The sequence below is a fragment of the Streptomyces sp. JK94 genome (genome assembly GCF_053613315.1).
In genome coordinates, this window is record NZ_JBSICH010000004.1 from 95,500 (window position 1) to 121,583 (window position 26,084).

At 74.2% G+C, this 26,084-nt stretch carries 26 protein-coding genes; 19 read left to right on the forward strand and 7 right to left on the reverse strand.

The window, feature by feature from the left end; translation table 11 throughout:
* The first annotated feature begins 61 nt into the window (after window positions 1-61).
* From ACVV2G_RS04220 to ACVV2G_RS04255, 8 genes are all read left to right on the forward strand, one after another.
* Window positions 62-529, forward strand: a complete 468-nt coding sequence (locus tag ACVV2G_RS04220) for a cupin domain-containing protein (RefSeq protein ID WP_453841203.1) — start codon at window positions 62-64, stop codon at window positions 527-529.
* Window positions 526-1,797 (forward strand): beta-ketoacyl-[acyl-carrier-protein] synthase family protein, encoded by a 1,272-nt coding sequence (locus ACVV2G_RS04225; RefSeq protein WP_453841204.1) that lies wholly within the window; start codon window positions 526-528, stop codon window positions 1,795-1,797. The genes ACVV2G_RS04220 and ACVV2G_RS04225 overlap by 4 nt, the downstream gene beginning before the upstream one ends.
* Window positions 1,794-3,074 carry a ketosynthase chain-length factor gene (locus tag ACVV2G_RS04230; protein WP_453841205.1) on the forward strand — a complete coding sequence of 427 codons (1,281 nt, stop codon included), beginning with the start codon at window positions 1,794-1,796 and terminating at the stop codon, window positions 3,072-3,074. Before ACVV2G_RS04225 ends, ACVV2G_RS04230 begins: the two co-directional genes overlap by 4 nt.
* Before the next feature lie 239 nt (window positions 3,075-3,313).
* The gene (locus tag ACVV2G_RS04235) at window positions 3,314-3,583 is read left to right on the forward strand and encodes an acyl carrier protein (protein ID WP_161167749.1); all 270 of its coding nucleotides are present in this window, start codon (window positions 3,314-3,316) and stop codon (window positions 3,581-3,583) included.
* Window position 3,584: 1 nt separating this feature from the next.
* Window positions 3,585-4,067, forward strand: a complete 483-nt coding sequence (locus ACVV2G_RS04240; RefSeq protein ID WP_453841206.1) for an SRPBCC family protein — start codon at window positions 3,585-3,587, stop codon at window positions 4,065-4,067.
* A gap of 50 nt (window positions 4,068-4,117) precedes the next feature.
* Window positions 4,118-4,453, forward strand: coding sequence for a TcmI family type II polyketide cyclase (locus ACVV2G_RS04245; protein WP_055417864.1), 336 nt, complete (start codon window positions 4,118-4,120; stop codon window positions 4,451-4,453).
* A gap of 280 nt (window positions 4,454-4,733) precedes the next feature.
* Window positions 4,734-5,480, forward strand: coding sequence for a DUF4142 domain-containing protein (locus ACVV2G_RS04250; RefSeq protein WP_453841207.1), 747 nt, complete (start codon window positions 4,734-4,736; stop codon window positions 5,478-5,480).
* A 395-nt stretch (window positions 5,481-5,875) separates the two neighbouring features.
* Window positions 5,876-6,466, forward strand: a complete 591-nt coding sequence (locus ACVV2G_RS04255) for a hypothetical protein (protein ID WP_453841208.1) — start codon at window positions 5,876-5,878, stop codon at window positions 6,464-6,466.
* Between the two features lie 42 nt (window positions 6,467-6,508).
* Here the strand turns inward: ACVV2G_RS04255 and ku are convergent, their stop codons facing one another.
* Window positions 6,509-7,666, reverse strand: a complete 1,158-nt coding sequence (ku, locus tag ACVV2G_RS04260) for a non-homologous end joining protein Ku (protein ID WP_453841209.1) — start codon at window positions 7,664-7,666, stop codon at window positions 6,509-6,511.
* A 77-nt stretch (window positions 7,667-7,743) separates the two neighbouring features.
* Here ku and ligD point away from each other — a divergent pair, with 77 nt between their 5' ends.
* Window positions 7,744-8,625: a non-homologous end-joining DNA ligase gene (gene ligD, locus ACVV2G_RS04265; RefSeq protein ID WP_453841210.1), complete on the forward strand. Its 882-nt coding sequence runs from the start codon at window positions 7,744-7,746 to the stop codon at window positions 8,623-8,625.
* Between the two features lie 90 nt (window positions 8,626-8,715).
* On the opposite strand, the gene ACVV2G_RS04270 is transcribed toward ligD, so the two are convergent.
* The gene (locus tag ACVV2G_RS04270) at window positions 8,716-9,519 is read right to left on the reverse strand and encodes an NERD domain-containing protein (protein ID WP_453841211.1); all 804 of its coding nucleotides are present in this window, start codon (window positions 9,517-9,519) and stop codon (window positions 8,716-8,718) included.
* Window positions 9,520-9,862: 343 nt separating this feature from the next.
* Here ACVV2G_RS04270 and ACVV2G_RS04275 point away from each other — a divergent pair, with 343 nt between their 5' ends.
* The 9 genes from ACVV2G_RS04275 (at window position 9,863) to ACVV2G_RS04315 (ending at window position 18,867) form a co-directional block, all read left to right on the forward strand.
* The gene (locus ACVV2G_RS04275; RefSeq protein WP_453841212.1) at window positions 9,863-10,669 is read left to right on the forward strand and encodes a hypothetical protein; all 807 of its coding nucleotides are present in this window, start codon (window positions 9,863-9,865) and stop codon (window positions 10,667-10,669) included.
* Complete coding sequence (locus tag ACVV2G_RS04280; RefSeq protein WP_453841213.1) at window positions 10,666-11,910, forward strand: ATP-binding protein; 1,245 nt, start codon at window positions 10,666-10,668, stop codon at window positions 11,908-11,910. Before ACVV2G_RS04275 ends, ACVV2G_RS04280 begins: the two co-directional genes overlap by 4 nt.
* Window positions 11,911-12,029: 119 nt before the next feature.
* On the forward strand, window positions 12,030-12,479 hold the full coding sequence (locus ACVV2G_RS04285) for an SH3 domain-containing protein (protein WP_453841214.1): 450 nt from the start codon (window positions 12,030-12,032) through the stop codon (window positions 12,477-12,479).
* A 42-nt stretch (window positions 12,480-12,521) separates the two neighbouring features.
* On the forward strand, window positions 12,522-13,904 hold the full coding sequence (locus ACVV2G_RS04290) for an FtsW/RodA/SpoVE family cell cycle protein (protein WP_453841215.1): 1,383 nt from the start codon (window positions 12,522-12,524) through the stop codon (window positions 13,902-13,904).
* 16 nt (window positions 13,905-13,920) lie between these two features.
* Complete coding sequence (locus ACVV2G_RS04295) at window positions 13,921-15,378, forward strand: penicillin-binding transpeptidase domain-containing protein (RefSeq protein ID WP_453841216.1); 1,458 nt, start codon at window positions 13,921-13,923, stop codon at window positions 15,376-15,378.
* A 218-nt stretch (window positions 15,379-15,596) separates the two neighbouring features.
* Window positions 15,597-16,535 (forward strand): AurF N-oxygenase family protein, encoded by a 939-nt coding sequence (locus ACVV2G_RS04300; protein ID WP_453841217.1) that lies wholly within the window; start codon window positions 15,597-15,599, stop codon window positions 16,533-16,535.
* A 62-nt stretch (window positions 16,536-16,597) separates the two neighbouring features.
* A complete protein-coding gene (locus ACVV2G_RS04305) occupies window positions 16,598-17,251 on the forward strand; it encodes a TetR/AcrR family transcriptional regulator (protein ID WP_453841218.1) in 654 nt (217 codons plus the stop codon).
* A 31-nt stretch (window positions 17,252-17,282) separates the two neighbouring features.
* On the forward strand, window positions 17,283-17,606 hold the full coding sequence (locus ACVV2G_RS04310) for a hypothetical protein (protein ID WP_453841219.1): 324 nt from the start codon (window positions 17,283-17,285) through the stop codon (window positions 17,604-17,606).
* Between the two features lie 103 nt (window positions 17,607-17,709).
* Window positions 17,710-18,867 carry a C40 family peptidase gene (locus ACVV2G_RS04315; RefSeq protein WP_453841220.1) on the forward strand — a complete coding sequence of 386 codons (1,158 nt, stop codon included), beginning with the start codon at window positions 17,710-17,712 and terminating at the stop codon, window positions 18,865-18,867.
* Here the strand turns inward: ACVV2G_RS04315 and ACVV2G_RS04320 are convergent.
* From ACVV2G_RS04320 to ACVV2G_RS04340, 5 genes are read right to left on the reverse strand one after another with little or no spacing between them, the layout of a single operon-like run.
* Window positions 18,831-20,093 carry a styrene monooxygenase/indole monooxygenase family protein gene (locus ACVV2G_RS04320; RefSeq protein ID WP_453841221.1) on the reverse strand — a complete coding sequence of 421 codons (1,263 nt, stop codon included), beginning with the start codon at window positions 20,091-20,093 and terminating at the stop codon, window positions 18,831-18,833. The two genes, ACVV2G_RS04315 and ACVV2G_RS04320, sit on opposite strands and share 37 nt — an antisense overlap.
* Before the next feature lie 21 nt (window positions 20,094-20,114).
* Window positions 20,115-20,756: a GTP-binding protein gene (locus tag ACVV2G_RS04325; RefSeq protein ID WP_453841222.1), complete on the reverse strand. Its 642-nt coding sequence runs from the start codon at window positions 20,754-20,756 to the stop codon at window positions 20,115-20,117.
* Window positions 20,737-21,177, reverse strand: a complete 441-nt coding sequence (locus ACVV2G_RS04330; protein WP_453841223.1) for a DUF742 domain-containing protein — start codon at window positions 21,175-21,177, stop codon at window positions 20,737-20,739. Before ACVV2G_RS04330 ends, ACVV2G_RS04325 begins: the two co-directional genes overlap by 20 nt.
* Window positions 21,174-21,683, reverse strand: coding sequence for a roadblock/LC7 domain-containing protein (locus tag ACVV2G_RS04335; protein WP_453841224.1), 510 nt, complete (start codon window positions 21,681-21,683; stop codon window positions 21,174-21,176). The genes ACVV2G_RS04330 and ACVV2G_RS04335 overlap by 4 nt, the downstream gene beginning before the upstream one ends.
* Window positions 21,680-24,844: a sensor histidine kinase gene (locus ACVV2G_RS04340; protein ID WP_453841225.1), complete on the reverse strand. Its 3,165-nt coding sequence runs from the start codon at window positions 24,842-24,844 to the stop codon at window positions 21,680-21,682. Before ACVV2G_RS04340 ends, ACVV2G_RS04335 begins: the two co-directional genes overlap by 4 nt.
* 440 nt (window positions 24,845-25,284) lie before the next feature.
* Between ACVV2G_RS04340 and ACVV2G_RS04345 the strand changes: the two genes are divergently transcribed.
* Window positions 25,285-26,076 carry a protein phosphatase 2C domain-containing protein gene (locus tag ACVV2G_RS04345; RefSeq protein WP_453841226.1) on the forward strand — a complete coding sequence of 264 codons (792 nt, stop codon included), beginning with the start codon at window positions 25,285-25,287 and terminating at the stop codon, window positions 26,074-26,076.
* Window positions 26,077-26,084: the final 8 nt, after the last annotated feature.

Consider the following 26,084-nt stretch of genomic DNA (forward strand, 5'->3'; position numbering starts at 1 on the left):
CCGCCGGTCCGCGCGGATCCGACCGATCTTCCACCGCTTCCCGTCACCCGGAGTGAACGACATGACAGACCAGCAGGTACGCATCGTCTCCCTCGGCGACATCGCCCCGAACCGCCGCCGCGGCGGAGACCTCCGCGCCCTTCTCACGCCCACCACCGCCGGAGCGACCAGCGGCTTCATGGGCGTGGCCATCGTGCAGCCCGGCGACCGCATCGCCGAGCACTACCACCCGTACTCCGAGGAGTTCGTGTACGTCACGGACGGTGCGCTGGAGGTCGACCTGAACGGGGTGGCGCACTCCCTGTCACCCGGCCAGGGGATGCTCATCCCGCAGGACGTGCGGCACCGCTTCCGCAACGTGGGCGACACCGAGGCGCGTCTCGTCTTCCACCTGGGGCCGCTGGCCCCGCGGCCGGAGCTGGGCCACGTCGACACCGAGGACGCGGCGGGCAACGCCCTTCCGCACGAGGGCCACGCGGGGTGCGCCGGGCACGAGCGTTCCGCCACGGCCGCCGAGGCGGTGTCGTGAACCGCCGTCGGGTCGCCGTCACGGGCATAGGCGTCGTCGCCCCGGGCGGGATCGGCGTGCCCCAGTTCTGGGGCCTGCTGTCCGAAGGCCGTACGGCGACGCGCCGCATCTCCCTGTTCGACCCGGCCGGTCTGCGTTCGCAGATCGCCGCCGAGTGCGACTTCGAACCCTCCGCGCACGGGCTGGACATCGCCACGGTCCAGCGGTGCGACCGGTACGTGCAGTTCGCGCTCGTCGCCGCCGCCGAGGCGGTGCGGGACGCGCACCTCGACATGGGGCGGGAGGACCCCTGGCGGGCCGGTGCCACGCTGGGCACGGCGGTCGGCGGCACGACCCGGCTGGAGCACGACTACGTCCTGGTCAGCGAGCGCGGCACCCGCTGGGACGTGGACGACCGGCGGGCCGAGCCGCACCTGGAGCGGGCCTTCACCCCGGCGACGCTGTCGTCGGCCGTGGCCGAGGAGTTCGGCGTGCGCGGACCGGTGCAGACCGTCTCCACCGGCTGCACGTCCGGGCTGGACGCGGTGGGGTACGCGTACCACGCCGTCGCCGAGGGGCGGGTCGACGTGTGCCTGGCGGGCGCGGCCGACTCCCCGATATCGCCGATCACCATGGCCTGCTTCGACGCCATCAAGGCGACCTCGCCGAACAACGACGACCCCGCGCACGCCTCCCGCCCCTTCGACGCCGACCGCAACGGCTTCGTGATGGGCGAGGGCGCGGCGGTGCTCGTCCTGGAGGACCTGGAACACGCCCGGGCCCGTGGCGCGGACGTGTACTGCGAGGTCTCCGGGTACGCGACCTTCGGCAACGCCTACCACATGACCGGGCTCACCAAGGAGGGCCTGGAGATGGCGCGGGCCATCGACACGGCGCTGGACATGGCCCGCCTGGACGGCTCCGCCATCGACTACGTCAACGCGCACGGCTCCGGCACCCAGCAGAACGACCGGCACGAGACCGCCGCCGTCAAGCGCTCGCTGGGCGACCACGCCTACGCGACGCCGATGAGCTCGATCAAGTCCATGGTGGGTCACTCGCTCGGCGCGATCGGCTCGATCGAACTGGCCGCGTGTGTGCTGGCGATGCACCACCAGATGGTGCCGCCCACGGCCAACTACACGACCCCCGACCCCGAGTGCGACCTGGACTACGTGCCGCGCGAGGCACGGGAGCGGACGCTGCGCAACGTGCTGTCGGTGGGCAGCGGTTTCGGCGGTTTCCAGTCCGCGGTCGTCCTCAGCGGCTGCGAAGGAGGGCTGCGATGAGCGGACCACGAGGAAGTACGCGCCGGAACGACGGCGCGAGCAGGCGGGCCGTCGTCACCGGCCTCGGCGTGGTGTCCCCGCACGGCATCGGGGCCGAGGCGTTCTGGAAGGCGACCGCGGACGGAACCAGCAGCCTCGGCCCGGTCACCCGGGAGGGCTGTGACCACCTGCCGCTGCGGGTCGCGGGCGAGGTGCGCGGCTTCGACGCGGCCGAGACGGTCGAGGAGCGCTACCTCGTCCAGACCGACCGGTTCACCCACTTCGCGCTGACCGCCGCGCAGCTCTCGCTGGACGACGCGCGGTTCGGCCGGGCCGACATCGAGTCGCCGTACGCGGTCGGGGTCGTCACCGCCGCGGGCTCGGGCGGTGGCGAGTTCGGGCAGCGGGAGCTGCAGAACCTGTGGGGCCAGGGGTCGCGGTACGTCGGTCCGTACCAGTCGATCGCCTGGTTCTACGCGGCCAGCACCGGGCAGGTCTCCATCCGCAACGACTTCAAGGGCCCTTGCGGTGTCGTGGCCGCCGACGAGGCGGGCGGTCTGGACGCCCTCGCGCACGCGGCGCTGGCCGTGCGCAACGGCACCGACACGGTGGTCTGCGGCGCGACGGAGGCGCCGTTGGCTCCGTACTCGATCGTCTGCCAGCTGGGCTACCCGGAGCTGAGCCGCGCCACCGAGCCCGACCGCGCCTACCGTCCGTTCACGGGCGCGGCCTGCGGGTTCGCACCGGCCGAGGGCGGTGCCGTGCTCGTGGTGGAGGAGGAGACGGCGGCCCGGGAGCGGGGGGCGGACGTACGGGCGACGGTGGCCGGACATGCGGCCACTTTCACCGGGCCCTCCCACTGGGCCGAGTCCCGGGAGGGGCTGGCCCGTGCGATCGAGGGGGCGCTGGCCGAGGCCGGCTGCCGGCCCGAGGAGGTCGACGTGGTGTTCGCGGACGCCCTCGGTGTCCCGGAGGCCGACCGGGCCGAGGCCCTGGCCCTCGCCGACGCGCTCGGTCCGCACGCGCGGCGCGTGCCGGTCACGGCGCCCAAGACCGGGACCGGGCGGGCGTACTGCGCGGCGCCGGTGCTGGACGTGACGACGGCGGTGCTCGCCATGGAGCACGGGCTGGTCCCGCCCACCCCGCACGTGTTCGACGTGTGTCACGACCTGGACCTGGTGACCGGCCGGGCCCGCCCCGCGGAACCCCGTACGGCCCTCGTCCTCAGCCGCGGGCTCATGGGCTCCAACTCGGCGCTCGTACTGCGGCGGGGCGCCGTGCGGACCGATGACCGATGACCGACGGCCGACGCCGATGGCCGGCGACCGGCGACCGGCGACCGGCGACCAACGGCTCCCGACCGGTTGCCGCAGGCCTGTGGCCCACGGCCGGCGGCCGGCGGCCGGCAACCGATGACCGACAACCGACACCGCGATCGGTGAGCGACGACCGACGACCGGTGGTTCGGACAGACCAACGCGATCCCGAGTGAGCGCCGCTTCCGGGCGAGCGCCGACCGAGTGAAGGAGCACCTCGCATGACCGACCAAGTGGACTACCAGGTGACCGTCGAAGAGCTGTCCGCGCTGATGAAGCGCACCGCCGGCGTGCACGTCGACCCGGTCACCCTCCAGCAGCAGGCCGACGCGGGTTTCGACACGTTCGGTCTGGACTCCCTCGGCCTGCTCGGCATCGTGGCCGAGCTGGAGAAGCGGTACGGGCTGGGCCTGCCGGAGCAGGCCGAACGCTGCAAGACGCCCGCTGATTTCCTCGCGCTGGTCAACGGCGCCCTGAAGACGGGAGTGTGACATGGCCGGCCACACCGACAACGAGATCACCATCGCCGCGCCGATGGAGCTGGTCTGGGACATGACCAACGACATCGACAACTGGCCCCGGCTGTTCAGCGAGTACGCCTCCGTGGACGTCCTCGAACGCGACGGCGACCGCGTCACGTTCCGGCTCACCATGCACCCGGACGCGGACGGCAAGGTGTGGAGCTGGGTCTCCGAGCGGGTCGCCGATCCGACGACCCGCACGGTCCGCGCCCACCGCGTGGAGACCGGTCCCTTCCAGTACATGAACATCGTCTGGGAGTACGCGCAGAGCGCCGACGGCACCCGGATGCGCTGGATCCAGGACTTCGCCATGAAGCCGGACGCGCCCGTGGACGACGCCTGGATGACGGACAACATCAACCGCAACTCCCGCACGCAGATGGCCCTGATCCGGGACCGGATCGAGCAGGAGGCGGGCGAACGGCGGCGGCCCGCCTCGGCGCTGGCCGACTGACCCCGCCGGGCCGAGTACACCGACCACACCGACGAAGGGCCCCTCCTCCCATGCACCACACCCTGATCGTCGCCCGGATGGCACCCGGCGCGGCACCGGACATCGCGAAGGTCTTCGCCGAGTCCGACAGCGGCGAACTGCCCCACCTGGTGGGCGTCAACCGGCGCAGTCTCTTCGAGTTCGGTGACGGCGTGTACCTGCACCTCATCGAGAGCGACGAGGACCCGGCCCCCACCATCGGCAGGCTGACCGGGCACCCCGAGTTCCGCCAGGTCAGCGAGCGACTGGAGCCGTACGTCTCGGCGTACGACCCGGCGACCTGGCGCGGTCCGAAGGACGCGATGGCGCGCTGCTTCTACCGCTGGGAGCGGACCGCCGCCGGCTGACGCCCGTCGTCCCGCACCCCGCCCCGGGGCCGCCCGGCCGTGTGTCGGGCGGCCCCGGGGCGTCTGTGCGCGGGCCCCGCCCGCGACGGCCCGGGACCGCCCGGCGGGTGCGTCCGCCGGACGGTCCCCCGCACGATCGGGGGCGGTGGGCGGCGGCGGGACCGTCAGGGGCGGCGTCCGCGAGATTTGTGCCGCAGCGGTGAAGGAACCGCCCGCCGATTCCGTACCTCCTGGCGTACGCGTACACGTGCGAGTCCCTCGCGTCGCCCTTGGAGGCATCATGCGCCTGTCCCGCAGCAGGATCGGAGTCGTCGTCCTGTTCGGTGCGATGACCCTGACCCTCACCGCGCTGGCCTTCCCGGCCGTGCTCGGTCTGGACAAGGCCGACGGCGATCAGGACCGGGTCATCGCCAGTACCGGGTTCGGGCCGCTCACCGAGGCGGACCGCGACTTCGTGGTCAAGGTCCGGGCCGCCGGGCTGTGGGAGTACCCGCTCGGCGAGATCGTGATGGAGCGCGGGTCGACGGAGGCGATGAAGACGGCCGGCGAGCATCTGGTCGTCGGTCACGCCGGGCTGGACGCGATGTGCCGCGAGATCTCCCCCGATCTGGGCATCACCCTGCCCAACCGGGCCTCCCCGCAGCAGGAGGGGTTCGTGTCGACGGTGAAGGCCAAGAGCGGCGAGGAGTTCGACTCGTCGGCGGTCAACATCATGCGGGTGACCCACGGTCAGATCTTCCCGGCGATCGCCAAGATCCGGGCCACGACCAAGAACACGCTCGTGCGGCAGCTGGCCGACCTGGCCAACGACACCGTGCTGGACCACATCACGGTGCTGGAAAAGACCGGGCTCGTCGAGTACGACGAGGTCACCTTCCAGCAGACCGGCCCGGCGAAGCTGCCGCGGGAGAGGGTCACCCCGCCCCCGCCGCAGCCGGGTGAGCGGGTGCTGGTGCTCAAGCCGCGGCCCGACCTGAACGTGAACACGGCCGCCCCGACGCCCACCCCCTCACCGGCGGCCCCCTGACCGCCGGGGCGGCGCGGAGATACCCGTAGAAGCCCGGAGGTGCCCGGCGGGCGCGGCCGGCCGGACCGTGGCGGTCGCGTCGCCGTCCGGGACGACCCGGGAGGGCGCGTCGCCGTCCGGCCGGACCGGCGCGGAAGGTACGGCGGCCCTTGCCCGTCCGTCCCACCCCTGTGCGAGGGTGGAGGCGGAAGGCGGTTCTCGCCCGGCACGCGCCGGTCGCCCCCGAGAACCGGGACCCCGATCCGGAGGGCGGGAATGGCACGCTCGGACACCGCACCGCGCGATGATCACGGGACGGCACCGGACGGTGGACGGCACGGAACGGCACAGGGCGGCCCCCGGCCGTCGACGGGGCCCGGCCGAGCGGGCCGGAGGAAGAGAGGAACGGCGGGACCATGACCGCTTCCGAGCCGGACAGCGGCCCCACACCGGACGGACCGGACAGCGACGCCACACCGGATGGACCGGACAGCGGCCTCGCACCGGCCGGACCGGACAACGGCGCCACACCGGCCGGCGTGCCGCCCGTGCCCGAGGACGTCTGGCGGAGGTTCCTGGAGGACGACGAGCGCGCCATCCGCGCCTCCGCCCCGAGGGAGCCCTCCGCGCGGGAGCGCACCGCCGGTCGGCGGCCCGGTCCGGCTCCCGCCGCGGTCGGCGAGCTGTGGTACCCGGAGGACCCGGGGGCCGGCCCGGCCTGGCGTGACCTGGACGGCCGGGCCCGGCTCCGGCGGATCGGCCGGGTGATCGGCACGGCCGCCGCGGTGGCCCTCGCCCTGACCGCGTGGTCGCAGCTCACCACCGGGCCCGGCACGCCGGGCGGCGGGCCGGCCGACACGATCGGGCAGCGTCTGGAGGAGAGCCCGGTGCTGCCCAGCGCCGCCTCCCTCGCGCCGACGGCGTCCGGGTCGGCGAGCCCGGCACTCTTCGAGCCCGGCCCGTCCGCCGTCCCCCGCACGACCGCCTCCCCCTGGAGGATGGACTGACCGCTCCCGGCGCGGCGGGTGCGCCGCCCGGTCCGGGGGCCGTCAGGCGCTGCGTTTGCGGGACGCCGTCTTCTTGGCGGCGCTCTTCGACGTACTCCTGGAAGCCGTGGTCTTGGCGGCGGTGCTCTTGGCGGCGGTGCTCCTGCCCGCCGTCTTCTTGGCCGCGCCCTGACCCGTCGTCTTCTTGGCGGCCCGGCCCGACTTGGCCGTCGGCTTCCCGGCCGCGGTGGCCGTGGACTTCTTCGCCTCCGCCTTCTTCGCCGCGGTCTTCTTCGCCGTCGACGTCGACTTCTTGCCGCCGGTCTCCTTGGGCGTCCGCCGGGACGGCGTCGCGCGCTGCGGCAGGGTCCTGACCTCGGCCTTCCCGGCGTCCGCCGCGTCCCCGGCATCCCCCGCGTCCCCGGCGTCCCCGGGCTCCTCGCCGCCCCGGGACTCCCGCGCCGCCCGCACGCTGTTCTCCAGCGCCGCCATCAGGTCCAGCACCTTGCCCGGCGTCGCGGGCTCGGGGGTCTCCGGCGGAGTCTCGCCCGCGGCCTTCGCGGCGATGACCTCCTCCAGCGCCTCGCGGTACTCGTCGTGCAGGTCGGCCAGGTCGATCTCGCCGAGCGTGTCCATCAGCGCGTCCGCGAGGTCCAGTTCCTGGTCGCGGACGGTGACGTCGGTGTCCGGGGCGAGGCCCTCGGGGGCGCGCACCTCGTCCGGCCACAGCAGGCCGTGCATCGCGATGGCGTCGCCCACGACCCGGAGCATGCCGAGGCGCTCGCGGCCCCGCAGCGCGAACTTGGCGATCGCGACCCGGTTGCTGCGCTTGAGCGCCTCGCGCAGCAGGGTGTACGGCTTGGCGGCGGGCGCGCCGCTCGCCGCCAGGTAGTACGCCGAGCCCATCTGGAGCGGGTCGATGCGCTCCTCGGGCACGAAGGCCACGATCTCGATCGTCCGCGCGGTCGGGATCGGCAGGTGGGACAGGTCGTCGTCGGTGATCGGGATCATGGAGCCGTCGGCGTCCTCGTAGGCCTTGCCGATCTCGTCCTGGGTGACCTCGCGGTCCTCCAGCTCGCAGACCTTGCGGTAGCGGATCCGGCCGCCGTCCTCCGTGTGGATCTGGCGGAAGGAGACCGAGTGGCTCTCGGTCGCGTTCATCAGCTTGATCGGGATGCTGACCAGGCCGAAGGAGATGGCGCCGTTCCAGATGGATCGCACGTGCAGCACCCTTCCTGTCCGTCGACCGCCGGTTGACCGTCGGGCATTTTGTCCGTCTTTCGTGAGATTCTCATGGTATGGCGCCTATCACAGAGGTGGAGGGGCGACGGGTCGCCCTCAGCAACCTGGACAAGGTGCTGTATCCCGCGACCGGCCTCACCAAGGGCGAGCTGCTGCACTACTACGCGACGACCGCGGAGGTGCTGCTGCCGCACCTGCGGGACCGTCCGGTCTCCTTCCTGCGCTATCCGGACGGTCCGGACGGCGAGGTGTTCTTCACCAAGAACGTGCCGCCGGGTACGCCCGACTGGGTCACCACCGCCGAGGTGCCCCGGTCGGAGGGGCCCGCGCGCATGGTGCTGGTGCAGGACCTGCCGAGCCTGATGTGGGCGGCGAACCTGGTGACCGAGTTCCACACGCACCAGTGGACCGCGGCCGACCCCGCCGAGGCCGACCGGCTGGTCCTCGACCTCGACCCGGGACCGCCCGCGACCGTCGTGCACTGCTGCGAGGTCGCGCTGTGGCTGCGGGAGCGGCTGGCGGCGGACGGGGTCGAGTCGTACGCCAAGACGTCCGGGGCCAAGGGGCTGCACCTGCTGGCCGGGGTGCGGGGGGCGTCGCCGGAGCGGGTGTCGGAGTACGCGAAGGCGCTGGCGGTGGAGGCGGAGCGGGCCCTGCCGCGGCTCGTGGTGCACCGGATGACGCGCAGCCTGCGGCCGGGCAAGGTCTTCGTGGACTGGAGCCAGAACGCCGCCCGCAAGACCACGGCCGCCCCCTACACGGTGCGGGCGCGCCCCGCGCCGACCGTCTCCACCCCGGTGACCTGGGAGGAGGTGGCCGGGTGCGGGCGGGCGGAGCAGCTCGCCTTCCGGGCGGAGGACGTCGGGCCGCGGGTGCGGGACCACGGCGACCTGCTGGCGCCGCTGTTCGAGCGGCGGCGGGCGGCGGTTCTGCCCTGACGCGGGAGGGGGCTCACGGGCGCGTCCAGGTGGCACGGCCCCCGACACGGGAGGAGCCTCACAGGCACGGCCCCCGGCGCGGGAGGGCCCTCACGAACGCGTCCACGTGGCACGGTCCCTGGCGAGGGCGTGCAGGGCTTCCACGTCCGCCGGTTTGAGCGTCCCGCCCAGGCCGGCCAGGTCGGGCAGCTCCTCGTCGGTGAGGACGCGGACCGAGCGGGGCGGGACCGGTACGGCCACGTCCTTCGGGCCGACGAGGACGAGGAGGGCGTGGACCTGGGCCGTCAGGGCGTAGGAGGCCCGGTCGGCGTCGGCACGGACCCGGCGCAGCAGGGGGAGCGGTTCGCGGCGGCCCAGCGCGACCAGGGGGTCGGCGATGCGGACGCGTTGACCGCGGGCCGGCACCACGTGGACGGCGAAGAGACCGCCGGGGCCGATCACCAGGTGGTGGACGCGGTCGCCGCCGGGCAGCGGGAGGGAGTGCAGGGTGCGCCAGCCGGCACCGTCGAGCCGGTCGAGGACCGCACCCGTCGTCCGCTCGGCCGCCAGCGCCCGGCGTCGCGCGTCGGGCCGGAGCCGGCGCGCGGGGCCGGGATCCCGCTCCAGGGCGACCAGGAGGGCCTCGCCGGGACGGTTGGGGGCGAGGTCGTCGTCCGGGTGGAGGGAGAGCCGGGCCAGCTCGGCGGGGGTCGGGACCGGGGGCGGGCCGACCGTGACCGAGCCGGTGAGGAAGGGCGCCAGCGCATCGAGGACGTCGTCCCGCCGGTCGCCGCTCAGCAGGCTGACCCGGGCCGCCTCACGGTCGTACCAGGCGACGTTCCCACCGTCCGGGAGGCAGACGTACAGCCGCTCCCGACCGTGCCGCCGGACCGGTACGACGCGCAGTCCCTTCATGCACCATCACCCCACGACCATGGGAACAGGCGGGATGCCACGGGGCAAGAACAGTCCCGTCCCGGAGAGGGGGCGGGCGGACCCGGCAGGCACACCGCGGGGCGGGGCGGCTAGGCGCCGCCAGGAGGCGGTCCGGCCGGTCCGGGCCCGGCGCTCGCCGTGGGCGCCGCACGACGGCCGGTCCGCGCAGTGCCCGCGGACCCGGCCCGGTCGCCGCACGGCCGCCGCGGAACTTGGCCGAGTAGCCCGGCGGGCCCGCGCGCACGCAAAATGGACTCCCGTACGAATCAAGGTGCGGCGCGTCCCGCTGCCGAACGCCTGTTGACCGAACACCTGGAGTGCAGTGGTCCCGAGCCGCCGCGGGCGCCCCGCCCGCGTTTCCGCCCCCCTCGCGCTGCTCCTGGCGACGGCGCTGGCCGGGGTGCTGGCCGGGGTGCTGGCCGGCTGCGGCGACTCGGGCGGGCTGCGGAGCGCGGGCGCGACACCGGCCGCGCGGAGTCCGGCCCGGCTCTGGCCCGACCTGACGCCGGCGTCGAGTCCGGCCTACGACATCGGCGAGGTGGACAACGAGGTCGTCGAGGGCGTCGCCGTGCCCGGCGGCGACATCCGCGACGCGGACCCGGTGGCCGCCGTGCGGGCCGAGATCGCCGCGCACCCGGACGACTACGAGGGCGACGACGCGCCGTACCGCGGGACGGCGCGCCGGATGGCGGACTGCGGAGTGGACGGCGTCGACGGCGAGCACGGCCGGTGCCCGGTGCTCAGGCCGTACTACCGCGACCTGACCGGCGACGGGCGCCCCGAGATGACGCTGGGCTTCCGGCTGCTGCCCGAGCAGCTGACCGCCGTGCGCGTCTACACCGTCGCGGAGGACCGGCTCGTGCGGGTCATGTCCTACGACGACGCCGTCGGCTCGGTCGAGCTGGCCGGGCGGGCGGTGATCGTCCGCTCGCCCTCGGAGGTCGCGGGCTACGAGTACCGGCTCCGGTGGACGTGGGACGCCGACCAGCGGGCCATGCTGCTCACCAGCGACGAGATGCTGCGCACGGCCGACGGCGGGAAGCACCCCGCACGCCTCTCCCCCTCCCCGTCGGCGTCGGCGTCGGCGTCGGCGTCGCGGTCGGCCTCCTCCTCGGCGAGCGCCCGGTGAGGCTCGGTCTGCCCCGGTGGGCCGGTCCGCTCGCGGTGCGGGCCGCCGCCTTCATCATCGTGATGTGCTGTGCGCTCGCCGCGCTGCTCGGCGTCCTGGTGCACGTGTCGGTGACCGACCAGACCGTGGGCCAGGCCCGGGACGCCGCTCTGTCCCGGCTGCGGGAGGCGACGGAGTCGTACGAGGCGGGCGGCCCCCTGCGGCGGGGTGCCGGCGTCGATCCGCCGGGGCTGCCGGAGCGGCTGCGGGAGCTGGCCGTGTCGGGCCGGCGCGGCACGATGGTCGCCGAGCACGACGGGCGTCCCACGATGTGGGCGGCGGGACCGGCCGCCGGCGGCCGGGCGCTCGCGGTGCGGATCGACCACACGCAGGGCGAGCGCACCATCGAGGCCCTCGACGGGGCGATCGTGTGGTCGTCGGCCCTGGCCATCGGGGCGACGCTGCTGGTGGGCGCGTTCGCCGTGACGCGGGTGACGCGCCGGCTGCACGCGACGGCCCGGGTGGCCCGGCGGATCAGCGCGGGCGACCTCGACGCGCGGGTCGACGATCCCCGGGCGGCGCATCCGAGGCGCGCGCAGGACGAGGTGGCCTCGGTCGCCGCCGCGCTGGACTCCATGGCGTCGTCGCTGCAGGGCAAGCTGCTCGCCGAGCAGCGCTTCACCGCCGACGTGGCGCACGAGCTGCGCACCCCGCTCACCGGTCTGCACGCGGCGGCCGAGCTGCTGCCGCCGGGGCGTCCGACCGAGCTGGTGCGGGACCGGGTGGCCGCCCTGCGCACGCTCACCGAGGACCTGCTGGAGATCTCCCGGCTGGACAGCGGGCGGGAGCGGCTGGAGGCGGACCCGGAGGCGCTGGGCGCGCTGGCCGGGCGGGTCGTCCGGGCCTCCGGCACCGGCATGCGCGTGGACGTCGTGCGGGACGCGCGGGTGGAGACCGACCGGCGGCGGCTGGAACGGGTGCTCGGCAATCTGGTCGCCAACGCGCACCGGCACGGGCGGACGCCGGTGGTGCTGACCGTGGACGGGCCGGTGATCACCGTGCGGGACCACGGGGACGGTTTTCCGGAGTACGTCCTCGTCCACGGGCCCCAGCGGTTCCGCACCGAGGCCGGGGCGAAGGGGCACGGGCTCGGTCTGACGATCGCGCTGGGCCAGGCGGAGGTGCTCGGCGCCCGGCTGGAGTTCGCCAATCCGCCCGGCGGCGGGGCGCTGGCCACCCTGACGCTTCCTCAGCACCTCTGACGGGCCCGGCGGACCGGCCGGTTCCCCGATGGCGCAGTGCGGCGAGCGGTGCGCATCGGGCGCTCCTAATGTGGCGGTTGGTCACCTGAAGCCCCGTCCGCTCCCCGGGAGGTACTCCCATGTCCCTGCTGTCCGCACTGTCCCCGCGCTCACCCCTCGTCCGCGGTGCCGCCGTCGCCGTCGCCGCCGGCGCGCTCGCCACCGCCGCAGCCGTCACCCCCGCCGTCGCGAACGACGAGCGGGGCGCGGGCCCCGGCTCCGGCAGCGCGGCCTCCAGGCCCTCCGGCGGCAACGGGGGCGGCGAGTGGGGCGGGAGCGACGGCCGCCGGGAGCAGGCCCGCTACCGGGGCGTGGTCACGGCCGACCGGCTCCCGCTGCGCACCTCGCCGACCCGCGGCGGGCAGGTCATCCGGTACGCCCACCGGGGCGAGACCGTCCGCATCCACTGCAAGACCCCCGGCGACAAGGTGCAGGGCAACCCACTCTGGTACCTGCTCACGGACGGCACCTGGGCCTGGGGAGCGGCCCGTCACATCGACAACGTCGGACCCGCGCCGCGCTGGTGCTGACGCCGACGACCACAGACCACGCCATTTAGTTAAGTTCCGGACATGACCCAGGCCGGAACCGGAACCGGAATCACCGTGGCACAGGCGGACACGCCCGCTCCCGTCGCCCGTCTCCCCCGGCGCCGCGGCATCGAACTCGCGCTCATCCTCATGGCCGTGCTGCTCTCGGTGTTCGGCTACTGCAACGTCGGTCTCGCCCAGCACGGCACCCTCCCGTCCGACGCCGCCGGCTACGGCGCCGGGCTCGGCGTGCTCGCGCTCCTCGCCCATCTGGCCGTACGGCTGCGCGCGCCCTGGGCGGACCCGCTGCTGCTGCCCATCGGCGTACTGCTCAACGGTCTCGGTCTGGTGCTCATCTACCGGCTCGACCTGGAGACGCCGGGCGACCGGGCGGCCCCCGCCCAACTGGTGTGGTCGACGCTGGGGGTGGCGCTGTTCATCGTGGTGGTCCTGCTCCTGCGCGACCACCGCGTGCTCCAGCGCTACGCGTACGTCTGCGTCGCCGCCGCACTCGCCCTGCTCACCGTGCCGATCTTCTTCCCGGCCGTGAACGGCGCCCGCATCTGGATCCGGATCGAGGGCTTCTCCATCCAGCCCGGCGAGTTCGCCAAGGTACTGCTCGCGGTGTTCTTCGCCGCCTACCTGGCCGCGAACCGCAGCGCGCTGGCGTACGCGGGCCGCCACATGGGGCGGCTCCAGCTGCCCACGGGCCGTGTCCTCGGCCCGATCGTCGCGGTGTGGCTGGTCAGCGTCGGCGTCCTGGTCCTGGAGCGCGACCTCGGCACCTCGCTGCTGTTCTTCGGCCTCTTCGTCGTCCTCCTCTACGTCGCCACCGGCCGCACCGGCTGGATCGCCGTGGGCCTGGTGCTGGCCTCGCTGGGCGCGGTGGCCGTGGGCTGGCTGGAGCCGCACGTGCACAGCAGGGTGGAGGACTGGCTGCACCCCTTCGCGTCGATCGAGGCCGGACGGGGCCCCAACCAGCTCGCCCAGTCGCTGTTCGCCTTCGCGGCGGGCGGGGTGACCGGCACGGGCCTCGGTCTCGGGCACTCCGTCCTGATCGGCTTCGCCGTCAAGTCGGACTTCATCCTGGCGACGGCCGGTGAGGAGCTGGGGTTCCTCGGCCTGACCGCGATCGTCCTGCTGTACGCGCTGCTGGTGGAGCGCGGCTACCGGGCGGGCCTCGGCGCGCGCGACCCCTTCGGCCGGCTGCTCGCGGTCGGCCTCTCCTCGATCGTGGCGCTCCAGGTGTTCGTCATCGCGGGCGGGGTGACCGGGCTGATCCCGCTGACCGGCATGGCCATGCCGTTCCTGGCCCAGGGCGGGTCGTCGGTGGTCACCAACTGGGCGATCGTGGCGCTGCTGATCCGGGTCAGCCACGCGGCCCGCAGCCAGGCAGGCCGGGACGACGGGCGGGTGGCGCCGTGAGGGCGGGGCGGCTCCGGTGACCCGGCACATCCGGCACGCCGCCGCCTTCTGCGCCCTGCTGCTGATCGCGCTGCTGGTGAACGCCGCCCGGGTGCAGATCGTCCAGGCCCCGCAGTACGACGGCAACCCGGCCAACCGCCGCCCGGACATCGCCCGCTACCAGCAGCCGCGCGGCGACATCCTGGTCGGCGGCGAGCCGGTCACCGGCTCCCGGGACACCGGTGAGCACCTGCGCTTCGAACGGACCTACCGGGACGGGCCGCTGTACGCGCCGGTCACCGGCTTCGCCTCGCAGGCCTACGGCACGACCCTGCTGGAGCACGCCGAGGACGGTCTCCTGTCCGGCGCCGACCCGCTGCTGGCGCCCCTGCCCCTGTGGAACGACGTCACCGGCACCCACAACCCGGGCGGCGACGTCGTGACGACGATCCACGGGGCCGCGCAGCGGGCGGCGTTCGAGGGACTCGGCCGGCACAAGGGGGCGGTGGCCGCGGTCGAACCGTCGACCGGCCGCGTGCTGGCGCTGGTCTCCACGCCGTCGTACGACCCCGAGTCGCTGTCCGGGAACAGCGCGGCCGCCACCCGGACCTGGGACCGGCTGAACCGCGACCCGGACAAGCCGATGCTCAACCGGGCCGTGCGCCGGACCTATCCGCCGGGTTCGACCTTCAAGGTGGTCACCGCGGCGGCGGCGCTGGACGCGGGCGTGGTCCGGGACCTCGACGCGCCGACCCGCTCCCCCGAGCCGTACACGCTCCCCGGGACGCGGACCAGGCTGACGAACGAGGCCGGGGGATGCCGGAACGCCTCCCTGCGGCAGGCGTTCGAGCGGTCCTGCAACACGGTGTTCGCGAAGCTCGGCGTGGACGTGGGCGCGAGCGGCATGGCGGCCACGGCGGAGGCCTTCGGCTTCAACGAGGCCGGGCTGCGGATTCCCTTCGCCGTCTCGCGGAGCACCTTCGACACCTCGGTCGACCGGGCGCAGCTCGGGCTGTCGTCGATCGGTCAGTACAACACGCGGGCGACGCCGCTCCAGATGGCGATGGTGGCGGCGGCGGTGGCCGACGGCGGCCGGGTGCGCCCGCCGTACCTGGTGGAGCGGACCCTGCGGGCGGGCGGCAGCCTGGTGGCGACGGCCGGGTCACGGCCCACCCGGGAGGTCATGCGGCCCGCCACGGCGGCGCGGCTGAAGGAGCTGATGACCGGCGTGGTCGAGAAGGGCACCGGCGCGAACGCCGCCGTCCGCGGCGCCACCGTCGGCGGCAAGACCGGCACCGCCCAGCACGGTGTCGGCAACTCGGGCACCCCGTACGCCTGGTTCGTCTCCTGGGCGCAGGGCGACCGGGACCTGGCGCCCAGGGTGGCGGTCGCGGTGGTGGTCGAGGGTTCGGCCGCCGACCGGGACGACGTCAGCGGGGGCGGGCTGGCGGCACCGATCGCCCGGGCGGTGATGGAGGCCGTGCTGACGTCGTGAGACGGGGGGGGACGCCTTTCCCCGCCGGGGCGGCCGAGCCGGTGGCGGGCGGGGTGCCGGGGGCCTCGGCGCCCCGGTCCGGGAACCGGGGCGCGGCCCACTTCTTTACTCACGGTCAACACGTCGCGCCCAGGGGATTGACTGTCTTGCTGACGCGCAGTCTCATAAGACGGAACCAGTCCGAGGGACCGCGGGTGACACGACGAGGTGGGACAGCCATGACGACCCTGACGGAAGCCGACGCGCTCGGGGGCCTGCGCGACGCGCTCGGCCTGCTCAAGGACCGGGAGCAGGTGGCCGAACGGCTGCTCGACTCTTCCGCCAAGCACTCCTTCGACCCGGACAGGGAGCTGGACTGGGACGCGCCCTTCGAGGAGGGCAAGTGGTTCTGGCCGCCGGAGCTGGTCTCGCTGTACGACACCCCGATGTGGCGCAGGATGAGCGAGGAGCAGCGCGTCCTGCTCTCCCGGCACGAGGCCGCCGCCCTCGCCTCGCTCGGCATCTGGTTCGAGCTGATCCTGATGCAGCTGCTGGTGCGGCACATCTACGACAAGGCGGCCACGAGCGCGCACGTGCGCTACGCGCTGACCGAGATCGAGGACGAGTGCCGGCACTCGAAGATGTTCGCCCGGCTGATAACCCGCGGCGAGACGCCGTGGTACCCGGTGAGCCCGGTCCACCAGCGCCTGGGCCGCCTGTTCAAGACGATCTCCACCACGCCCGGTTCCTTCACCGCCACGCTGCTCGGCGAGGAGGTCCTGGACTGGATGCAGCGGCTGACCTTCCCGGACGAGCGGGTCCAGCCGCTGATCCGGGGCGTCACGCGCATCCACGTCGTGGAGGAGGCCCGCCACGTGCGCTACGCCCGTGAGGAACTGCGGCGCCAGATGGTGACGGCGCCGAGGTGGTCGCGGGAGTTCACCCGGGTCTCCTCCGGCGAGTTCGCCCGCGTCTTCTCCGTCGCCTTCGTCAACCCCGAGGTCTACACGAACGTCGGCCTGGACCGGCGCGAGGCGCTGGCCCAGGTCAGGGCCAGCGGCCACCGGCGCGAGATCATGCAGACCGGCGCGAAGCGCCTCACCGACTTCCTGGACGACATCGGGGTACTGCGGGGGGCCGGCCGGCGTCTGTGGCGGTCGTCCGGGCTCCTGGCCTAGTCCGGCCGGTACGGCCCGTTCGGGCGGGTGGCCGCGGGGGTGCGCGGGTTACGCTGCGGGTCATGACGCCGCAGGCCCCCACCCCCGCCTACCGCCGGCTCAGCGTCGAGGAGCGCCGGGTCCAGCTGCTCGACGCGGCGCTCGTCCTCTTCGCGCACCGGCCACCGCAGGAGGTCTCCCTGGACGACGTGGCGGAGCAGGCCGGGGTCTCGCGGCCACTGGTCTACCGGTACTTCCCGGGCGGCAAGCAGCAGCTGTACGAGGCCGCGCTCAGGTCGGCCGCCGACGAGCTGACGCTGTGCTTCGACGAGCCGCACGAGGGTCCGCTGCTGGCCCGGCTGTCCCGGGCGCTGGACCGCTACCTCACCTTCGTCGAGGAGCACGACACCGGATTCAGCGCCCTGCTGCGCGGCGGCAGCGTGGCCGAGACCTCGCGGACCTCCTCCATCGTGGACGGCGTGCGCCGGGCCGCCGCCGAGCACGTCCTGAGCCACCTGGGCGTCGCCGGGCCCGGCCCCCGGCTGCGGATGACCGTCCGGATGTGGATCACGGCGGTGGAGGCCGGCTCGCTCATCTGGCTGGACGAGGACAAGCAGCCGCCCCTCGACGAGCTGCGGGACTGGCTCGTCGAGCAGTTCCTCGCCGCGCTGACGGTCACCGCCCGCCGCGACCCGCAGACCGAGGCGCTGGTCGCGGCGCTGGCGGCGGAGGTCTGACACCGGCGCACGGATCACTGACACTGGTGCCGTGAAGAGCGAAGAGACCCCCTTCGAGGGTGGCCCCATGGACGGACGGGTACTGCCCGTCCTGGTCGGGATGACCGGGCACCCGCCGAAGACGTACCGGATCCCCGTGCCGGACCCCGACGGCGGGCCGCCCACCGTCCTCGTGTACCGGCGGGTCCCCCGGGACCCCCGGGGCGGGCTGCGGTTCGCCCGCTGGAAGTACGCCTACGACCCCGAGGGCGCGCGGGGCCCGGGCCGCAGATGGCCCTGGTCCGGGCCGCGGGCCCGGCCGGGCGCCGATCCAGGCGCCACGCCGGGCGGCAAGCCGGACGACGCCCACGGGTGACCCCGTTGCGCCGAACCGCGCACACTCGGCGCGCGGAGTCCGGGGACGCGCCACATGCTCGCGGTGCGGAGCGGACGGGCCGCCCCGCACCGGAGGTGATGGCGTGTCAGGAAGGCTTCTGCGTCTGGCGTGTGCGGCGGCGGTGACCGCCGGGATCGTCCTCGCGCCCGTGCCCGCCGCGGCCGTACCCGAGCCCGGCAGCGGCGCGGACCGGTCCGTGGCCGGGCTGCTGACGGACCTTCAGCGGCTGTACCGGGAGGCGGAGAAGGCCACCGAGACCTACAACGGCACCGAGGAGCGGCTGCGGGCGCAGCGTGCCGTGGTGCGCCGGCTGGACGCCGAGCTGGCCCGGACCCGGCTGTCCCTGCGCGACAGCCGGGGCGCGGCCGGACGGCTGGCCCGGCAGCAGTACCGGAACAGCAGCGACCTCTCCCCCTACCTGCGGCTGCTGCTGGCCCGCGATCCGCAGCGCGCGCTCGACCAGGGCCATGTGCTCGGGCAGCTGGCCCGCGACCGGGCCGAGACGGTGGGCCGCCTGGCCGGGAACGAGAGGAAGGCCGACGAACTGGCCGGGCGGGCGCGCAAGGCCCTGGAGGAGCAGGCCGCCCTCGCGAAGCGGCAGGCCGAGGAGCGCGACGGCGTACGCGAGAGGCTGCGCGCCGTCGAGGAACTCCTCGCCTCGCTCACCCCCGGGGAGCTGGCCGCACTGGCCGAGTTCGAGCGGAGCGGCATCGCCGAGGCGCAGGAGCGGTTCATGGCCTCCGGCGCGCTCGGCGACGACGACAAGCCCTCCGCCGCCGGCGAGCGGGCGGTGCGCTTCGCGGTGGAGCAGCTCGGCAAGCCGTACGAGTGGGGCGCGGAGGGCCCGGCGTCGTACGACTGCTCGGGACTGACCTCCGTGGCCTGGGAGCGGGCCGGGACGCCGGTCCCCCGGACCAGCCAGGAGCAGTGGGCGCGGCTGGAGCGCGTACCGCTGGACGAGCTGCGCCCCGGTGACCTGGTCGTGTACTTCCCCGAGGCCACCCATGTGGCGATCTACCTCGGCGACGGGATGGTCGTCCAGGCGCCGCGCCCCGGTGCCGAGGTCAAGGTGTCGCCGATCGCCGCCAACCCGGTGCTGGGCGCCGTGCGCCCCGACCCCGGCGGGGAACCGCTGCGGCGGTACACGCCGCCGAGGCTCCCCGAGGGGGCGGCGGACGGGTCCGACGAGGGGTACGCCGACGCCTACGCGCCCGCCGCGCCCGAGACCTCCATCAGGTAGCCCTCGGTCTTCGCCGGGTCGTAGAAGAAGTTCTCGAAGTCGGCCGGGTCGTTGAAGCCGTTGGCGAAGCGGTCGGCGACGGGCTGGAGCTGACCGGCGGCGCCGATCAGGTTCAGGACGTGCTCCGGCGGCGGGGCGAGCATGGTGTTCGTCCACTTGGTGACGTGCTGGGCCGTCTCCCAGTAGCGGTCGAAGGTCTGCCGCATCCAGGGCTCGTCGAACTCCTTGTCGCCGTGCTCCAGGATCGAGGCGAGGTAGGAGGCGGCGCACTTGGCGGCGGAGTTGGAGCCCTGGCCGGTGATCGGGTCGTTGGCGACGACCACGTCGGCGACGCCGAGGACCGCTCCGCCGCCGGGGAGGCGGCCGACCGGGTTGCGGACGGTGGGGGCGTAGCGGCCGGCGAGGGTGCCGCCCGCGTCGGTCAGCTCGACCTTGGTGGCCCGCGCGTACTCCCAGGGGAGGAACCTCTCCATGAGTTCCAGGGTCAGGGAGAGGTGCTCCGCGGGGTCCTTGACGTCCTTGAAGGCGTCCAGCGGGCCGCCGGGTATGCCCTCCCAGAACAGGATGTCGGCGCGGCCCGACGTGGTGAGGGTCGGCATGATGAACATCTCGCCGACGCCGGGGACCAGGTTGCAGCGGACGGCCTCGGTCTCCGGGTGCTCCGGGCGCGGGCCCAGACCGTGGACGTAGGCGACGGCGAGGGCGCGCTGCGGCTCGCTGTACGGGGAGCGGGAGGCGTCGCGGCCGAACATCTGGACCAGCTCGCCCTTGCCCGCCGAGACGAGGACGAGGTCGTAGGCGCGGGCGAAGTAGTCCAGGTCGCCCACGGCCGCGCCGTGGATGACCAGCTGACCGCCGCGCTGGGCGAAGGTCTCCATCCAGCCGGCCATCTTCACCCGCTGGTCGACCGACTGCGCGAAGCCGTCGAGCCGGCCCAGCCAGTCGATCGCCCGCTGCGAGGGGCCGGGGTCGAAGGAGCCGGGGGCCGCCACCGAGACGCCGAGTCCCTCGATCTTCGGGGCCTGGGACTCCCAGAAGTTCAGCTGGAGATCGCGCTCGTGCTGGAGTGCCGTGTGGAACATGCACTGCGTCGACATGACCCGGCCGGTGCGGATCTCGTCCGCGGTCCGGTTGGACATCAGGGTGACCTCGTAGCCGTGCGACTGGAGGCCGAGGGCGAGCTGGAGACCGGACTGGCCGGCTCCGACGACGAGTATCTTCCGCATGCGGGGACGCTCCTAAGGGGGCTACTCGGGGGTTTCGTCGAGCGCGTGGCCCACGAGGGACAACAGGGTCTCGATGGCCGAGATCCGGCGGCGCGCATCCATGATCATTACAGGTATGTGCGCGGGGATCGTCAACGCCTCCCGCACGTCCTCCGCCTCGAACCGCTCGCTGCCGTCGAAGTGGTTCACCGCGACGACGTACGGCAGTCCGCAGCTCTCGAAGTAGTCCAGCGCCGGGAAGCAGTCCTTCAGGCGGCGCGTGTCGGCCAGCACCACGGCACCGATCGCGCCGCGCACCAGGTCGTCCCACATGAACCAGAACCGCTGCTGGCCCGGCGTGCCGAACAGGTAGAGCACCAGGTCGTCGTCGAGCGTGATGCGGCCGAAGTCCATGGCCACGGTGGTGGTGAGCTTGCCCGGGGTGGCGGTGAGGTCGTCGGTCTCCTCGCTCGCCTCGGTCATCAGCGCCTCGGTCTGCAGGGGCGTGATCTCCGAGACGGCGGTGACCAGCGTGGTCTTGCCGACCCCGAACCCGCCGGCCACCACGATCTTCGTGGCGACGGGCGCACGGGTGCGGTCCGTCTGCCAGGGCTGCACGGGCTCGTCCGGTTCGACGAGCGGGGAGACGCCGTAGGCGGCGGCGTCAGAGACGACGGAGTCCACTGAGCACCCTTTCGAGCAGAGCGCGGTCCGGACGGCCCGTTCCGTGGCCGGTTCCGGTGCCGTACACACGGATCTTTCCCTGGTCCGCCAGGTCGCTGAGGAGCACGCGGACCACGCCGAGCGGCATCTTCAGCAGCGCGGCGATCTCGGCCACCGTACGCATGCGGCGGCACAGTTCGACGATGGCCCGCATCTCCGGCATCACGCGGGAGGTGAGCGAACCGTTCGTCAGTTCCCGGCGCTCCTCGGCGGCTTCCAGCGCGGCGGTGCCGGCCGTGGCGCCGACGAACGTCTCGACGAGCAGCACGTGGCCGAAGCGGGTCCGGCCGCCGGTGAGCGAGTAGGGGCGTACCCGGGCGGGCTTGCGGTCGGCGCCGCGTACGGGGAGGTTCTTCGGGGACTTCCTGGGGCTGCTGCTCATCGGGTGCTCCCCGTCGAGGTCGACTCGGTCTCCAGGGATTTCCGCAGCTCGCTGCGGAGTTCGGGCGTCAGGACGTGGCCGGCGCGGCCGACGAAGAGCGCCATGTGGTACGCGATGACACTCATGTCGCAGTCCGCGGTACCGTGCACGCCGAGCAGTGAGCCGTCGCTGATCGACATCACGAACAGGCTGCCCTCGTCCATGGCGACCATCGTGTGCTTCACGGCGCCGAAGTCCATCAGCCGGGCGGCGCCGACGGTCAGGCTGCCGACACCGGAGACCACGGTGGCGAGGTCCGCGGCGGAGCCGCGCGGGCCGGTAGGGCGCTCCGCCCGGGGCTCGCGGGCCGCGTCGTTCCTGTCCTGGTCGGAGGAGAGCAGCAGCAGGCCGTCGGAGGAGACGACCGCGACCGAGAGGATGCCGGGCACCTCCTCGACGAGGTTGGTCAACAGCCAGTGGAGATTGCGGGCTTCACTGCTCAGTCCGAAGGTGCTGGGCGCGGTCAACTGCTTGCCTCCTCGACAGTGCCCCCCGTGGTTTCTTCGGTTGTGTCCGCCGCGGCGCCCGGCACCCGGTGGGTCCCGGTCCGGTCGGCGATCTCGGCCTCGACGTCCCGGCGGCCGGCCTCGGCCCCCCGGCGGAACCCGCCCAGGCGGCGGCGGAGCGCGTCGGCGTCCACGGCGCCCGCCGTGCGTGGCTGCGGGGCCCCCGCGGGTGCGGTGAGCTTCGGGGTCCGCTTGGGCAGGCCCTTGTCGGTGACGGGCTCGGCGTCCTCGGCCTCCCCGGCGTCCTCGCGTCGCGGGGCGCCCTCGTCCGGGGTGCGGTCGTGGGTGTCGGGGCCGATGGCGAAGGGGTCGGCGGAACGGGGGCCGGGGATCCGCGGTGCGGTGGGCGCCGCTGGGGCGGGCTCCGGCGCGGACTCCTCGGGGGCCGGTGCCTGGTCCCGGGTCCGCTCCTGCTCCCGGACCTGCTCCTCGGCCTGTTCCCGGGCCGGTGCCGGTTCCGCCGGTGGCGTCTGTTCCGGCGCCTGCGGCGGCAGCAGGAGGGCCATCGTGGCGTCGTCGGGGAGGTCGTGGCCCGGGGCGGGCGCGGGGTCCTCCGAGGTCCTCGCGGGGACCGGGCCGGCGACCGCCGTCGTGGCCTCCGCCCCTTCCGGCTCGGCAGCCCTTTCCGGCTCGGTCGCGGTGTGTTTTTCGGCCGCCGTGCGCGTTTCGGCCGGCTGGTGTGTCGCGTGCGCCTCGTCGGCCGTGTCCGGCAGGTCCGCCGTGTCCGCCTCGGCCGGCAGGTCCGTCGCGTCCGCCGTGTGTCCCTCGGCCGGCAGGTCCGTCGCGTCCGCCGGCTCCGGCTCGGCCGGTTCGTCGGGCTGAGCCCGCCGTACGGCCTGTTCCGCCGAGGCCACCAGCGGGTCGACGCCCCGCTGGGTGCTCTTCTCGGCGCGGCCGTGCAGGACGTTGGAGTTGGCCTCCGCGCCGGCGCCCGGCAGGGAGAAGGAGCCCGTGCCGTCGGCAGCCGGCACGGTCGGGGCGAGCGCGGCCGGCGGTGCCGCCGCGAGCAGCGTGTCCGGCAGGACCACGACGGCCGCGACACCGCCCTGCTTCTGCTCCCGCAGCCGCACGCGCGCCCCGTGCCGGTGGGCGAGCCGGGCCACCACGTACAGGCCCAGCCCGAGACCGTCGTCGCCCTCCTGGTCGTAGGGCGCGTCCGGGTCGAAGTCGGTGAGGCGGGCGTTGAGCCGCTGGAGCCGCTCGGTCGCCATGCCGATGCCCTCGTCCTGGACGGAGAGCATCACCTCGCCGTTCTCCAGCAGCCAGCCGGAGACCTCGACGGGCAGGTCCGGCGGCGAGAAGGAGGTGGCGTTCTCCATCAGCTCGGCCAGCAGGTGGGAGAGGTCGTCGGCCGCGAACCCGGCCACGTGCGCGTGCGGCGGCAGCGCGGCGATGCGGACCCGCTCGTAGCGCTCGATCTCGCTGACCGCGGCCCGGACCACGTCGACCAGCGGCACCGGCCCGGCGCTGTGCTGGACGTGCTCGGTGCCGGCGAGGACGAGGAGGTTCTCGCTGTGCCGGCGCATGACCGTGGCGAAGTGGTCGAGCTTGAACAGGGTGGACAGCCGGTCCGGGTCCTGCTCGCGCTCCTCCAGGCCCTCGATGACGGCGAGCTGCCGCTCGACCAGGCCGAGGGTGCGCAGCGCGAGGCTGACGAAGGTGGAGCCGATGCTCTTGCGCACGACCTCCAGCCGGGCGGCGGACTCGGCGAGTTCGGTGCGCAGTTCCTCACGGGCGTCGGCCATCTTCTGCCGCTGGCCGACGAGGTGCTTGCGGTCGGACTCCAGCGTGTTGACGCGCTCGGCGAGCGTGACGGCGTGCGCGTGCAGGGCGTTCACGGAGCGGACGACCTGGGCGAACTCGTCGTTGCGGCCGGTGAAGGCCACGGGCTCCTCGGCCGTCGGGTCCTCCGCGCCGGCCAGCCGGGCCGAGCCGCGCCGCAGCACCGACAGGGGGCGGGTGAGGGTGCGGGCCATGGCGGTGGCGATGCCGAGGGCCAGCAGGATCAGGGCGCCGAGGGCGGCGACCCGGATCTCCAGCGCGGTGACGTCGTCGTCGCGCAGTTCCTCCAGAGCCGTCGTGCGCTTCTCGTAGAGGGCGGACTCGGCGCCGCGCATGGCGTCGACGCGGGCGGAGAGCGCGGCGTCCAGTCTCGTGGTGCTGGTGCCGAGGTCGTCCTCGGAGAGCGTCGGCTCGTCCGTGAGGCCGGCGAGGTACTTCTCGGCGGAGTTGACCTCGGGGCCGGCGACCGTGGCGTCGAAGCTGCTCCGCGCCTCCTTGGGCGCGCCCTCGCGGAAGTCGGCGAGGGCGGCGTCCGAGCGCACCCGGGCCTGCTGGGCGGCGGCGGCGAGCGCGTCGCGCTGCTCGGCGTCGGCGTCCGAGGACGAGGTCGTCTCGGTCGGCAGGCCGGTGATCGGGTCGATGACGGTCCGGGTGCTGCTCGGCACGTTCAGGGCGGCGAGCAGCAGGCCACGGGTGGCGGCCGCCTGCTGCACGGCGGTGTCCAGTTCGGCCAGGGCGTACGCGCCGGCGCCCGCGCGGGGCGGCATCCTCTCGGCCAGTTCCTCGGCCAGGGCGTGGAGTTCGGCGATCGCCTCCGAGTACGCCTCGTGCGCCTGCAGTGCGGTGCTCCTGCCGGTGAGCGCCGCCCGTCGCAGCGCCGCGACGGAGTCGAGGTCCTCGCGCAGGGACGCGGGCGTGTCGGTGTCGGCGCGCAGTTCCTCCACCTGCCGGTCGACGCGGGCGCTGCGCTGCTCGGAGGGCGCCTTGGACTCGGGGCGGCCGGCGGCGATGTAGGGGGTGACCTCGTCGCGCTCGTCGGCGAGGGAGTGGGCGAGGGTCAGCGCGCCCTGGGTCTGTTCGGCGAGCGTCACCAGTTCCTGGGAGTCGTGCAGTTGTCCGGAGGCCGCCACGACCGACGGGGCTCCGGCCCCGGCGACGGCCGCGGCGACGACCGCCACGGCGAGGATGAGGCGGTTGCGCACGTGGGTCGCACGGCCCTTGCCGACGGGGGCCGCAGGCGGCGCCGGGACGGAAGTGCCGGGGGTACGCTCCGCGTTCCCCGCGGGGGTCGGCTGCTTGTCTGTGCGACGAGGCCGCGTCTTCTGCACCGGTGCTCGCATTCCTGACTCGTGTACCCGTGGGCCCGGGTGGCGCTCCGTCAACTGGCCGGTCGGCGCGTGCACCCGCTGCCGCGCTCCGGGCTGTTTCCCGGCCGCCGACTGGGCGTCGGGCGGAGCGGCCGTCTGTGCGGGGCAGGGCCCCCACCGGTTCCCGACCCTCCCAGTGCCGGTGGGTGGTGGGCGTGCATCAACCGACTCGCCACCCGAAGGAGTGAACCCCGGAGGGGAGTTGGTGAGCAAGTTCTCCCGGCCCGCCCGACGGCCCCGCGCGGCGTGCCGGTTGGACGTCCACGACCGGCGATGGCACTATGTGCCGCCACGTGTTCCCGGCGTACCGGATTCCAGCCCAAATGGGGCGCCTGACCTGCACTGCCGCGTCGATCTCGGGCACCTTGCCGGGCTTTCGCGAAGGCTGTGAAGGGGTCGTGCAGACTGGCCGGATGCGCACGGAACTCGTCTCGGAACCCGGCCTCGCCGACCGCCCCAACGAGGACTTCGCGAGCGTCGGGCTTCCGGCCTCGGGACAGGGCGGCTCACTCGTCGTACTGGACGGCGTGACCCCGCCGCGGGACGGCACGGGGTGTCTGCATTCCGTACCCTGGTTCACCGCGCGCCTCGGCGGGGCACTGACCGAACTGACCGTTTCACTCCCGGATGTCCCCCTCACCGAAGCCCTGTTCCGCGCCATCGCTCGCACCTCGGCGGCGCACGCGGAAACCTGTGACCTTTCTCACCCGCGCACGCCGCAGGCGACCGTGGTCGTGGCCCGCTGGTCGCCGGCCGCGGTCGAGTACCTGGTCCTGTCCGACTCGGCCCTGCTGGTGGAGGCCCCCGACGGGACGGTCACGCCCGTCCTGGACGACCGCTTGGCCAGGCTGCCCCGTTCCGCCCTGGCCACGGACGCCCTGGTGGACGCGGGCTTCCGGAACAAGGAGGGCGGCTTCTTCACGGCCGCGGTCGACCCGGAGGTGGCGGCGCGGGCGGTGACGGGCGTACTGCCGCGCGGCGGGGTGCGGACGCTGGCCGCGCTGACGGACGGGGCCGCGCGGTGGGTGGAGAGGTTCCGCGAGGGTGACTGGGCGCAGTGCCTCGCCCTGGTGCGGAAGCAGGGTGCGCAGGCCCTGGTGGACCGGGTCCGGGAGCTGGAGCGTGCGGACGCGGCGGGGGCGCGGGCGTTCCTGGGGCGCGGCAAGACGCACGACGACGCGACGGTGGTGTACGCGGAGCTGTGAACACGCCG